Below are 12,016 nucleotides of genomic sequence, written 5' to 3' on the forward strand. Positions count from 1 at the left end.
CGCCACCGCGCCGCACGACAGGGAACGGCATTGTGCGCGGGTGACGAGTTGGTGACCGGTCGCGGACGGGCTGCGGACCGGCCGGGCCCTTCCTCCCCCTCGGTGGGAGGACGGGCCCGGCCTACAGCGGCAGTTCGACCACCACGGGCCGGTGGTCCGACACCGGCATCCTGGGCGCCCGCACCGAAGCCGCCCGGTGCGCTCCGAGCCCGGTCGCCAGGACGTGGTCGAGCTGCACCAGGGGGCGGTGCGAGGGAAAGGTCCGGACCCGGGCCGCTCGACGCCAGCCGGACCGGGGCGGCGGGCCGTCCGGCCGGGGCTGCGAGGGCCTCGACGGGGAGAGGAGCTCGGCCGCGCCGAGCGCGGCCGCGGGAATCGCGCCGACGATGTTGAAGTCGCCCAGCAGCACGTGCGGCCGGGGAAGGCCGGCGATCCAGCGGTGCACGGCGAGGAGTTGGCCGACGTTCCACCCCGGGACGAACGACAGGTGCAGCGCCACCGCGGTGAACGGGCCGCGCCGCCCCTGCAGGACGGCGGCCAGTGCCGTGCGCGGATGGTCGCGGATCACCGTGAGGCCCGCCTGCCCGGGAAGGCGCAGCGGGACGGCGAGGGGAGGCGCGCCGAACCGCCGGGCCCGCCAGCCGAGGACCGGCAGCCTGGAGAGCAGCGCGATGCCGTGCGAGGGAACCTCGCCGTCGTGGCCCGCGCCCGGCGGACCGTACACCCGCAGCCCCGGTTCGGAGCGGTCGCGGACCCAGGTCCGGCCCGGCAGGGCCCGGGCGTGGAACGCCGAGGCGTAGCGCCAGTCCGCGGCACCGGTCGCCTCGGCGACCGCCCGCGCCTGGTCCACCCGGCCCGACCGCTCCTGGAAGCGGTCGAGCTCCTGCAGCGCCACCACCTCGGCGTCCAGGGACGCGACGGCGTCGACGAGCGGGTGCACGGCGGCGGTGCCGGGGGCCGTCGCCGGCGGGTGGCCGTCGGCCGGGAGCCGCTGCCCGTGCAGGACGTTGAAGGTCGCCAGGCGCACCAGCGCGGAGCCGATCATGGATGGACGGTACAGCAACGGGCCGGGCCGCATCGGCGCCCTCGCTCAGTCGCTCTCCCGGGGCTTCTCGCTCTCTCCGGGCTTCTCGGTGGTGCGGGCCCAGGCGGTGCGGCGCTGGGATTCGTGTTCCTGGGCGAGGCGGCGCAGGACGGCGAGGACCGGTTCGAGCAGGAGGACGACGATGGCGGCGTGCTCGGCGAGCCGCAGGGGGTCCTTGATGCCTTCGAGCTGGTCGAGGTCGAGGCGTGCGGCGGTGGCGGCGACCTCGGCGTAGGGGAGGAGGTCCTCGGTGCGGTAGCTGACGCCGAGGCGGTCGAGGTCCATCAGGCTCGCGGCGAGGGCCCGGCGGTGCGGCGAGTCCTCGGAGACGTTCCAGCCCATGGCGGCGAGCAGCTCGTCGACCCGGTGCGCCTGCTGGTCGACGGCCTCCGTCTCGGCGGCGTCCACGGGCGTGGGCAGGGCGTAGTGGACGACTCCGAGCCTGGCGAGCGGGTCGAGGGGCTCGTCGAGTGCGGCGAGGACGTCGCGGGTGGCGGCGATGGACAGGCCGCCGCGGGCGGTCAGGGCGCGGATCAGCCGCAGCCGCTGGACGTGTTCGTCGCCGTAGAGCGTGAGCGTGGCGCCGAGCGGTCGTCCGGGCGGCAGCAGGCCCTCGCGTACGTAGTACTTGATGGTGGCGACCGGTGTCCCGGACTGCCGGCTCAGGTCGGAGATCTTCATGCGCGCTCTCGCTCGGACTCGGTGTCTGTGATCAGTCTCGCAGGCCGTCGAATGGACTCCGTCCACTGATAGTGCCACTATCGGGCTGGATAGTGAAGGTTCCAGTTGGGCTTTTGAACAGCCACAACGCCGGGAACCGGCTGTTCGTCCCTACCTGGAGCGCCGTCACGGCGCGATACCGCAACCGGAGCACCATGCCAGCCCCAAGCCCCACCGGAACCGGGCGCCACGCCACGACCCCCGCCCCGCCCCGGAACTCCGGGAGGAGTGATGTCTGAGCCGAGCCGTGTCGCGAACGTGAGCGCCCGCGGACTGCTGCGCAGGAAGAGCCTGTGGCTGCCGTCGGCGGTGATCCTCGGCCTGCTGTCGTTCGTCCTGTCCCTGCTCTACCTGGGTGCCAACAACGACCCGGTCGGCTCGACGAAGGACATGCCGATCGCGCTGGTCAACGCGGACCGCGGCACCCAGGTGGCCGGCCAGCGGATCGACCTGGGCGCGCAGATCGTCGCGCAGGTCACCGGGGCCGACGACCTGAAGGGCAAGGTCTCCTGGAAGCAGGTCGACCGCGCCACCGCCGACGACCTCCTGGGCAAGGACAAGGTGTTCGGGGCGCTCGTCATCCCGGACGACTTCTCCGCCACGGTCGCCGCACTCGCCGGACCGGCCCAGCACGACCCGCACCCCCCGACCATCACGGTGCTGACCAACCCCGCGGCCGGAAGCTTCGGCTCCTCCATGGCCACGGAGATCAACCGCAACGTCGTCCAGGCCACGTCCGTCCAGCTCGGCCACCAGCTCACCGAGCAGCTCGCGAAGCAGCAGGCCGCGCACCAGGCGGGCGCGGCCGCGGCGGACGGTTCCGCGGCGCACCAGGCCGCGCCGGGCGCCGCCGCCCAGCTGATGGTCACCGACCCGGTCAAGGCCGTGATCCAGGAGGGCCACCCGCTCGGCCACCACAGCGGCCTCGGCCTGAGCGCCTTCTTCTACACCCTCGTCCTGGTCCTGGGCGGCATGCTCGGCGCCAACGTGATCCACACCCAGGTGGACACGGCGCTCGGCTACATCTCCAGTGAGAAGGGCCCGTTCCGCAGCACGGCGCCCGCCCAGCACATCAGCCGGACCCGCCACTTCGCGGTCGCCTCGGTGCTCATGGTCGTCCTCTCGGCGCTGACCTCGGCCCTCGCGATGGTCGCCGCCGTCGGCGTCATCGGCATCGACGCCTCCCACCTGCCCCTGCTGTGGCTCTTCGGGACCTGCGCCACGGCCGCGATGGGCATCACCGGGCTGGCCCTGCTCGCCGCCTTCGGCACCCCGGGCCCGATCGTGTCCATGCTGGTGCTGGTCGGCCTGGCGATCCCGTCCGCCGGCGCCACCATCCCGCTGCAGGCGCTGCCGGACTTCTACCGGTTCCTGGCCGACTTCGAGCCCTTCCGCCAGGTGGTCGACGGAGTCCGCTCCATCCTCTACTTCGGCGCGCAGGCCGACGCCGGACTCGGCCGGGCCTGGGCCATGGTCGGCATCGGCTTCGCGATCTCCGTCGTCCTCGGCCTCGCCGTCACCCGCCTCTACGACCGCAAGGGGCTGCACCGCAGCCCCGCCCGCGTGCCGCAGCCGGCCCCGGCGGCCGGGTGACCCGCCCGTGACGGGTCCGGTGCCGGCCCTCCCCGGGTCGGCACCGGACCCGCGCCATGACCGCCGGTCCGCCGGGCGCCGCCTCCGACACAGCCGCCGGCGGCGACCCCGCGAACCGACGAACCGACGAACCAGCACCACCGAGAGAACCGCCATGTCCCAGGACGCGCCCGCACCCCCGCCCCCGTCGGCCCCGCCCGTACGGCCGCTCGACCGCATGTACCGCATCATCGCGCTCTGGAAGGGGCACCTGGCGCCCGCCCTCAAGGAGAACGGGCTCACCGTCGCCCACTTCCACGTCCTCGCGGTCCTGCGCCAGGCCGGGCCCTCCCACCGCCTGACCACCGGACAACTGGCCGCCGGCGAGATGGTCACCGGCTCCGGCATGACAGCCCGCGCGGACCAGCTGGAACGCAAGGGCCTGATCGCCCGCGAGCGCGACGAACGCGACCGCCGGATCATCCACCTCAGGCTCACCGACCGCGGCCTGTGCCTCGTCGACCAGGTCATCGCCCGGCACCGCCTGATGGAACAGCGGCTGATGGCCGGGCTCGACGACGGGGAACACCGCGCCCTCGCCGGCCTGCTCACCAGGCTGGAACACCTCCTCGAAGGCGACACCGGCACCCCCCGGACCGGTCGGCAGCTCTGACCGAACTCGCGGCGCGGACCCTCGCCGCCCTGGCGAACCGGCGGCCCGCCGACCGCCCGGCCGTGACCCGCTCCGCGCTCGGCTTCCACCGGCCCGGCGCACGCCGTTCCCCCCGCGCCCTCGCGTCGTCGCCTCGTCGCGCCCGCGTTGTCGTGTCGTCGCGGCGTCGTGCCCGTTCGTGCGCGACTCCCGTGGCCGTTGCGCTCCCGCCGTCACCTTCGCGACGGCGGGAGCGTCCGCGTTCCGGCGCGTGCTGCCCGGCCGGTCCTGGGGAGAGGGGGCGAAACGGCCGGACCGGTGGGGCGAACGGGCGCCGTCGAGCACGGGAGGAGGCCTGTGCCGGGGCGGGCACCGGCGAGTTGCAGCGGCTGTGGGACCGGCTGACACTCGCAGCAGGAGCGGTGGCGCCGACGGGTCGGCCGCCGCGCCCGCCCCGGAGACGAGAACGGTCATGGCGTACGAGCCGGAGAGCCCCTTCCGGTCGCCCATCGTGGGTGACCTCAACCTGTCCCCGCCCGGCGCCGTGCTCCGCGAGGCCGCGGAGCCCGCGGCCGACCCGGAGCGGCAGGTGCCGATGCTGATCGAGCTGAACCTGCGCTTTCCCGGCGGACTCCAGGCGGTCCGCGACGAGTTCTACGCGCTCTGGGAGCACTACGCGGGGCGGTCGAGCGGGTGGTGGCCGGTGGAGGTCACCTCGGGGAGCCACGTGCAGCCCGAGGTGCCGCGGGGGCTCGCGCTGGTCGCGCCGAAGCTGTACCAGACCGTCCTCTCCCGGGGGGACCTCCGCGAGCTGGTGGAGGACGACCGGCAGTCCGCCGTCCGGACCGGGCGGCCGCCCGTCATCTTCCGGGTGTGGCCGGACTATCCGCTGGACCCCCAGATCGACCGCTCGGCACCCACGGTGAAGGCCAACGCCGCCTGGCGCGCCTACGACGCGCGCGGCAGCGGGATCGTGTGGGCGGTCATCGACAGCGGCATCGACGCGGCCCACCCGCACTTCTCCCGACTGGAGCTCGCGGCCGAGGGGCGGGGCGAGGACCTGCCGCAGGGGAGGACCACCCGGTTGCACCGCGACTTCAGCTTCCTGGTGAACCCGGACGACCCCGCGGCGCAGCCGCCCGGCGGAGCGACGGGCCGGAACCCGGCGTCGCCGCTCGTGGACGACAGCGGGCACGGCACGCACGTCGCCGGCATCATCGCGGGCTGCACCCCGGAGGGCATGACGCCGCGGGTGGCGACGCCGGACGAGCCCGGGGACGGCGGATTCGTCGCCAGGGCCGGCGCGGACCGGCTGTCCGGGATGGCGCCGGACTGCGATCTGGTCAGCATCAAGGTCATGAGGCTCAGCCGCCAGGGCACCTATGTGACCTCCTCCAGCGCGGTCATCCGCGCGCTGACCTACCTGCGGACCGAGGTCAACGTGGACCCGGCGGTGCTGCGCGTGCACGGCGTCAACATGAGCCTCGGCTGCGAGTGGAGGCCCGACCAGTACGCCGCGGGCCAGTCGCCGCTCTGCCAGGCCGTGGGCCAGGTGGTCGCCTCCGGTGTGGTCGTGGTGATCTCGGCCGGCAACTTCGGTGCCCGGAGCACGGCCCGGGACACCGCCAACACCTCGGCCGTCATGGGCTCGATCACCGAACCGGCACACACCGAGGACTGCATCGCGGTCGGCTCCACCCACCGGGAGGCGCCGCACGCGTTCGGCGTCACCTGGACCTCGGGAAAGGGCCCGACGCTCGACGGCCGGATGAAACCGGACGTCGTGGCGCCCGGCGAGTGGATCGCCTCGGCGGCCAGCGGCGACGTGCGGGCCACCGCCGGGCTGACCCCGGCCCCGGGGGATCCGGTGCCGGAGAGTCTGCTGACGTACGCCGAGCAGTCCGGCACCTCGATGGCGGCGCCGCACGTGTCCGGTGTGATCGCGGCCTTCCTGTCCGCCCGCCCGGAGTTCATCGGCCGACCGCGGGAGGTCAAGAGCCTGCTCACCGCCTCCGCCACCGACCTCGGCCGGGAGCGGTACGCCCAGGGGGCGGGCCTGGTGGACCTGATGCGGATGCTGGCGAACGTATGACGAACCGACGAACGGCCATCCGAAAGGTCATGTGCGATGAGGCGACTGCCGACCGACGAGCCCGTGTGGGACCTCGCCTTCGACGAGAAGGGGGTGCTGACCGCGCCGGCGGCGGGTGACTTCCTCGACGAGGTGACGGCCGAGGGGGTGACGGACCTGTTCGTGTTCAGCCACGGGTGGGGCGTGGACGAACAGAGCGCCCGCGAGCTCTACGACGCGATGTTCCCGCTGATCCGGCAGGCCGGAAGCGGCGCGGCGAACCTCGGCACGGTGGGGTTCGCGGGCGTCCACTGGCCCGCGCTCTGGTTCCCGCCCACGCCGGCGACCCCGCCACCGGCGGTCGCCTCGCCCCAGGCCGGGGACGGCGCCCTGCTGGACCTCAGCGCCGGAACGGCGGCCGTCTCCGGGGCGGACATCGCCGCGTCGCTGGGCAAGGGCTTCGCCGACCCCGAGCAGCAGCGGACGGTGGCCGAGATCGGCCGACGCATCGACGAGGCGGTGGCGGCCGCCGGTGCGGCCGAGCCCGATGCGGCCAAGGAGCAACGACTGGGGCGGATCCACGAGTTGATCCGGTCCCTGGTGCCGCCGCCCGGGCCCGACGGCGGGTTCGAGGACGCGGGCGAGACCGCGCTGCTCCTGGACGCCGATCCGAGGACGTCGTACCGGGCCGCCGCCGAGGCCTTCGGCAGCGCGCCGCCCGGCTCCTCCACGCAGGGCATCGGCGACTGGTTCCAGCACGCCGTGAACGGCGCGAAGGACGTGCTGCGGGTGCTCTCGTTCTCGATCATGAAGGCCCGGGCCGGCGACATCGGCCGGGGCGGCCTGGGGCCGCTGCTGGCCACCCTGCACGGCCGCTCGCCCGGCCTGCGGGTGCACCTCCTCGGCCACAGCTTCGGTGCCCGGCTGGTCTCCTTCGCCCTGGCCGGCGTCGGCGCCCCCGCCGACAGCCCGGTCGCCTCGCTCCTGCTGATCCAGGGGGCGTTCTCGCACTGGTCCTTCGCCCACGCCCAGGACAACCCCTTCGGCAGCGCGGGCGCGCTGAACGCCTTCGCGGACCGGGTGCGCGGTCCGCTCGTCTCCACCTACAGCGTCCACGACTGGGCCGTCGGCGTGTGGTACCCGAAGGCGTCCTTCCTCGCCCGCCAGGACTCCGAGGCCGATGTCGCCGGACGCTGGGACGGCATGGGCGCGGACGGGTACCAGGCCGTGGCGCCGACCGGGGACCGGGTGATGCCGGCCGAGGGCGAGGCCGCCGTTGGGCAGGATCTTCACCGAGGTCGCGGGGACGTCGGGCAGGTTGGCCGAGACGTCGGTCCAGGTGGCTCCGCCGTCGCGGGTCTCGAAGAGGTGGCCGACGCCGGCGCCGGGGCCTTCGGTCCAGGTCCGGGAGAAGCCGTTGAAGGCGACGAAGACGTGCTGGGCGTCGCTCTCGTCGACCGCGAACGAGGAGATGTAGCGGTTGGGCAGGGTGCCGTCCACCGGCAGGTCGAGCTGGTGCCAGCCGGTGCCGTCGGTCTTGCCGACCGCGATGCCGCGGCTGAAGCCGACGTTGTTGCAGGGGCCGCACCAGCCCGCGTACACCGTGCCGTCGACCGTCGCCACCGCCGTGGCGACGTGGCCGGCGCCCAGGTCGTAGGCGTTGGCCCACTCGCTGCCGCTGCGGATCGCGTAGCCCTTGTGCTGCACCCAGACGTGCCGGCCGCCGGCGATCCAGGTGTTGACGTCCTTGGGGTCCGAGGTGATCGGCGCGATGAAGCGGGCGGAGCTGGTGTCCTTGTCCGGCGGGGCGACCTCGTAGGAGGTGGCCTTGGCCGGGTCGGTCTTCCAGACGCCGCTGTTGACGGCGCAGTTCTGGGTGACCCAGACGTCGAGGTAGACATACTCCTCGGCGATGTTGCAGCCGTTGTCCGGGTCGACGAGGGTGTCGGCGCCGTCGCCGCCGAAGTTGGAGCCCATCACCTTGTCGTGGGCGCGCAGGATGGACTCGCCGTTGTCCTGGAGACCGCCGCTGACGATCACGCCCCGGCCCGAGCGGTCCGCCGGGTCCTTGCCGACGCCGACCGAGTAGTACTGCAGGGTGTCCATGGTGCCGTCGGCCAGGGACTTCCAGTCCGTGGCGTGGCCGGAGGCGTCGGCCGCGCCGGCGACCGGACGGCTGTAGACGCCGCCGTCGTTGCCCACGTAGACGCTGGTCCTGCCCTGGTACGTGCCGAAGGCGACGGCGTGCTGGTCGGAGTGCGTGGTCTGCGAGCAGTCACCGGTCTGCTTGGTCGGGTCGATGCTCCAGCAGGGGAAGCCGAAGTTCCAGTACGGGCCCGGGACGGTCCAGGTGGAGCCGCCGTCCTTCGTCTCCAGGACCTCCTCCAGGCCCGCGTAGACGTGGTCCGGGTCGGCGGGGTCGACCTGGAGGAACTGGTTGTACCAGGCCTGGATGCCGGGCTGGTAACCCTCGTCCTGGAGTGCGGAGCCGGAGTTCTTCAGCTTGTCCTTGTCCGCGATCCGGGTCCACGGCCCGAACGGGGAGCCGGACTTGGAGACGTAGATGCCCTTGAGTCCGGTGTCGGGGTCGGTCGCCGAGACCTCCGGGGACTGGTCGATGGCGTAGTAGCGCGACCCGTCGGCCGAGGCGGCGAAGGTCACATTGCCGACGTTCGCGGCGTCGGTCGGCAGGTCGCCGAGCGAGCCGACGCGCTGCCAGGTGCCGTCCGCGGCCTTGCTGTAGAAGCCGTTGTAGCTGTCGCCACCGCGCCAGCCGACGGCGAGGACGACCTTGCCCGGGTCCTTGGGGTCGATCGCGATGTCGTTGGCGATGTTCTTGTACGGCGCGGCCGGGTCGCCGGCCTTCGAACCACCGGGCAGGTACTCCGGGTTGGGCGCGAACTCCAGCGTCCACGGACCGGACAGGTCCGTCGTGGAGTGGCTCCACACGCCCCGGCTGGTGGCCGCCCACACCTTGCCGCCGCCGAAGCGAAGCGCATGGATGATGGTCGACTCCAGCTCGGCTCCGCCGACCCGGTTGCCGGGTTGGAACTCGCCGCGCTTCGGGTCCGGCAGCACGTACACGCCGGTGCCGACGTACGAGGTCGCGCCGGTGTTGGACTCGCCGGTGGCGTACCAGAGCCGGCCGCCGTCATCGAGGTCCAGGGTGCCCGTCGAGAGGGAAGGGAGGCTGTCCGAGATGGACTGCCACCGGCCGCCGCCGGTGCGGGAGCGGAAGACGCCGCCGTTGGCACCGCCCGCGTACACGTAGCCGTCCTGGTCGGCCGCGAGCCCGGTGATCCGGCCGGTCACGTAGCCGGAGCCGCCGCTGGAGTTGGAGTTGACGTCCCGGTAGCGCGGGTCGTCGGAGTCGTAGGGCTTGTCGGTGACGTGGTCCCAGCTGCCGGCGGTGTGCGGCATCGACTGCAGCTGGGCCCAGGCCGCGCCGTAGGCGCCGGGCGCGACCACGCCGGGGGCGGTGCGGGCCTCGGTGTACTGCGCGGTGCCCTCGGCCGAGTTCTCCGCCTCGTCGCCCTCGTCCTCCCCGGGGGCCTCGGACTTGGCGGTGAACGCCGGGCCGGCGGCTGCCTGGGTCTTGACCTTCTTGGCGTGCTTCTGGCCGATCTCGGCCTGGTGCTGGGCCTGGTGCGGGCGCGGGCCGGGAGCGTCGGAGGGCGCGGCGAGCGCCTGGGTGGTGGCCAGGCCCAGCGCGGTCAGTGTGACGGTGCTCAGCAGAAGCTTGTTGTGTCGCCCCTTGGGCACGTGGAGACCTCCCCGTGAAGTGCCGGCGGCGCGGGTCGCGCGTTCCGGCGGAGACAGGCGAAGCCTTGCGGGTGGGCCGTGACTGAGGAAGGGCAACGCGCATAACGACTTATTAAAAGTACTACTGTTAAAGGTGGTTGCATTCACCGTATGGCGGGGTCGGCGAGCCGCGCCCCCCGCAATTGGTCCAGACCTAATTGGTCCAGACCTATTGACTCCGTTTGCCGCCCCTCCTACGATCCGGTCCGGCACAGCCCCACATGTTTCCCCCCACCTCACCCAGAGCCGGGCGTCACGCCCCCACGCGTCGGTCATGTCCATGACGCTCGGCGGAAAGGGAGCACAGCATGTTTCGTCGGAGGTCGCGCACCCCACGCCCGTCGGGCGGATTCCGCCCGGAGCGGGCGACCGTGGAACGCGCGGTACAGGTGCCCCGGACCGGCCGCCCCGAGCCCGGGCCGACCGTCCTGAAGCGCTTCCTCGCCGGGGTGAGCGCCGCAGCCGTCATCGGCGCCGGCATCGCCGTGGCCGGCACCGTCACGGCCGGGGCCGCCACCCCCAACCTGGTCGCCAACCCCGGCTTCGAGAACGGGCTTTCCGACTGGACCTGTTCCGGTGGGGCGGGCGCGGCGGTGAGCAGCCCGGTCCACTCCGGCGCCTCCGCGCTCAAGGCCACGCCGACCGGCCAGGACACCGCCCAGTGCACCCAGACCATCAGCGTGCAGCCCAACTCCCAGTACACGCTGAGCGCCTACGTCCAGGGCAGCTACATCTACCTGGGCGCCACCGGCACCGGTGTCACCAACGCCTCCACCTGGACGGCGAACAGCGCCTCGTACAGCCAGCTCAGCGTGGGCTTCACCACCGGGGCGAGCACCACCTCGGTGACCGTCTTCCTGCACGGCTGGTACGGGCAGCCCGCGTTCTACGCGGACGACGTGTCGCTCACCGGCCCCGGCGGCAGCAGCCCCTCGCCGACCGCCACCACGCCGACCACCGCGCCTCCGACGTCGTCGACGCCGACCACGACGCCGCCCACCACCACGCCGCCGAGCGACACCTGCCCCACGAAGCCCAAGCCGTCCGGCAAGGTCCTCCAGGGGTACTGGGAGAACTGGGACGGCGCCCTGAACGGCGTCCACCCCGGCATGGGCTGGACGCCCATCACGGACAGTCGGATCGCCGCGCACGGCTACAACGTCATCAACGCCGCCTTCCCGGTGATCCTCTCGGACGGCACCGTCCTGTGGCAGGACGGCATGGACACCAACGTCAAGGTCTCGACCCCCGCCGAGATGTGCCAGGCCAAGGCGGCCGGGGCGACGATCCTGATGTCGATCGGCGGCGCCGCCGCCGGCATCGACCTGAGCTCCAGCACCGTCGCCGACAAGTTCGTCGCGACCGTCGTCCCGATCCTGAAGAAGTACAACTTCGACGGAATCGACATCGACATCGAGACCGGCCTGTCCGGGAGCGGCAACATCAACACGCTGTCCGCCTCCCAGGCCAACCTGATCCGCATCATCGACGGCGTGCTGTCCCAGATGCCCGCGGGCTTCGGCCTGACGATGGCCCCCGAGACCGCGTACGTCACCGGCGGAAGCGTCAACTACGGGTCGATCTGGGGCGCCTACCTGCCGATCGTCAAGAAGTACGCCGACAACGGGCAGCTGTGGTGGCTGAACATGCAGTACTACAACGGCAGCATGTACGGCTGCTCCGGCGACTCCTACCAGGCCGGTACCGTCCAGGGCTTCACCGCGCAGACCACCTGCCTGAACAACGGCCTGACCATCCAGGGCACCACCATCCGGGTGCCCTACGACAAGCAGGTGCCCGGCCTGCCGGCCCAGCCCGGTGCGGGCGGCGGCTACATGGACACGGGCCTGGTCGGCCAGTCGTGGAACGCCTTCAACGGTTCGCTGAAGGGGCTCATGACGTGGTCGCTCAACTGGGACGGCTCGAAGGGCTGGTCCTTCGGCGACAACGTCAAGCGCCTCCAGGGGCGTTGACACCCCGGAGTCCCCGGAGTCCCCGGAGTCCCCGGAGTCCCCGGAGTCCCCGGAGCTCCTGAAGCCCCCGGAGCTCCCGGAGTTCCCGCCGACGGCCCGCGCCCCGGAGCACCGCTCCGGGTGCGGCCCGGTCACCGACCGGA

At 72.9% G+C, this 12,016-nt stretch carries 7 protein-coding genes and 1 pseudogene; 5 read left to right on the forward strand and 3 right to left on the reverse strand.

Features of this window, described 5'->3' with window-relative positions; all coding sequences use genetic code 11:
- Positions 1-121: 121 nt before the first annotated feature.
- Complete coding sequence (locus ACFVGO_RS32835) at positions 122-1,045, reverse strand: endonuclease/exonuclease/phosphatase family protein (protein ID WP_380635736.1); 924 nt, start codon at positions 1,043-1,045, stop codon at positions 122-124.
- A gap of 45 nt (positions 1,046-1,090) precedes the next feature.
- Positions 1,091-1,765: a MerR family transcriptional regulator gene (locus ACFVGO_RS32840; protein ID WP_359906804.1), complete on the reverse strand. Its 675-nt coding sequence runs from the start codon at positions 1,763-1,765 to the stop codon at positions 1,091-1,093.
- Positions 1,766-2,035: 270 nt separating this feature from the next.
- On the opposite strand from ACFVGO_RS32840, the gene ACFVGO_RS32845 reads away from it, so the two are divergent.
- The 3 genes from ACFVGO_RS32845 to ACFVGO_RS32855 all read left to right on the forward strand — a co-directional run bounded on the left by ACFVGO_RS32845 (position 2,036) and on the right by ACFVGO_RS32855 (position 6,120).
- Entirely contained in the window at positions 2,036-3,397 is a 1,362-nt protein-coding gene (locus ACFVGO_RS32845; RefSeq protein ID WP_380354612.1) for a DUF3533 domain-containing protein, read from the forward strand.
- Between the two features lie 154 nt (positions 3,398-3,551).
- The gene (locus ACFVGO_RS32850) at positions 3,552-4,049 is read left to right on the forward strand and encodes a MarR family winged helix-turn-helix transcriptional regulator (RefSeq protein WP_380354615.1); all 498 of its coding nucleotides are present in this window, start codon (positions 3,552-3,554) and stop codon (positions 4,047-4,049) included.
- A gap of 451 nt (positions 4,050-4,500) precedes the next feature.
- Complete coding sequence (locus ACFVGO_RS32855; protein ID WP_380635739.1) at positions 4,501-6,120, forward strand: S8 family peptidase; 1,620 nt, start codon at positions 4,501-4,503, stop codon at positions 6,118-6,120.
- 27 nt (positions 6,121-6,147) lie between these two features.
- On the opposite strand, the gene ACFVGO_RS32860 is transcribed toward ACFVGO_RS32855, so the two are convergent.
- The gene (locus ACFVGO_RS32860; RefSeq protein ID WP_380635741.1) at positions 6,148-9,861 is read right to left on the reverse strand and encodes a hypothetical protein; all 3,714 of its coding nucleotides are present in this window, start codon (positions 9,859-9,861) and stop codon (positions 6,148-6,150) included.
- Positions 9,862-10,208: 347 nt separating this feature from the next.
- On the opposite strand from ACFVGO_RS32860, the pseudogene ACFVGO_RS32865 reads away from it, so the two are divergent.
- A pseudogene (locus tag ACFVGO_RS32865) lies at positions 10,209-10,709 on the forward strand (carbohydrate binding domain-containing protein); the annotation flags it as partial.
- A gap of 90 nt (positions 10,710-10,799) precedes the next feature.
- Positions 10,800-11,873 (forward strand): chitinase, encoded by a 1,074-nt coding sequence (locus ACFVGO_RS32870; protein ID WP_380635756.1) that lies wholly within the window; start codon positions 10,800-10,802, stop codon positions 11,871-11,873.
- Positions 11,874-12,016 lie beyond the last annotated feature (143 nt).

The organism is Kitasatospora sp. NPDC057738 (genome assembly GCF_042798815.1).
Taxonomy (GTDB): Bacteria; Actinomycetota; Actinomycetes; order Streptomycetales; family Streptomycetaceae; genus Kitasatospora; species Kitasatospora lactacystinica.

Coding starts and splice junctions, on each gene's coding strand:
- ACFVGO_RS32835 (WP_380635736.1), bottom strand. CDS start 1,045: ATGATCGGCTCCGCGCTGGTGCGCCTGGCGACCTTCAACGTCCTGCAC.
- ACFVGO_RS32855 (WP_380635739.1), top strand. CDS start 4,501: ATGGCGTACGAGCCGGAGAGCCCCTTCCGGTCGCCCATCGTGGGTGAC.
- ACFVGO_RS32840 (WP_359906804.1), bottom strand. CDS start 1,765: ATGAAGATCTCCGACCTGAGCCGGCAGTCCGGGACACCGGTCGCCACC.
- ACFVGO_RS32845 (WP_380354612.1), top strand. CDS start 2,036: ATGTCTGAGCCGAGCCGTGTCGCGAACGTGAGCGCCCGCGGACTGCTG.
- ACFVGO_RS32850 (WP_380354615.1), top strand. CDS start 3,552: ATGTCCCAGGACGCGCCCGCACCCCCGCCCCCGTCGGCCCCGCCCGTA.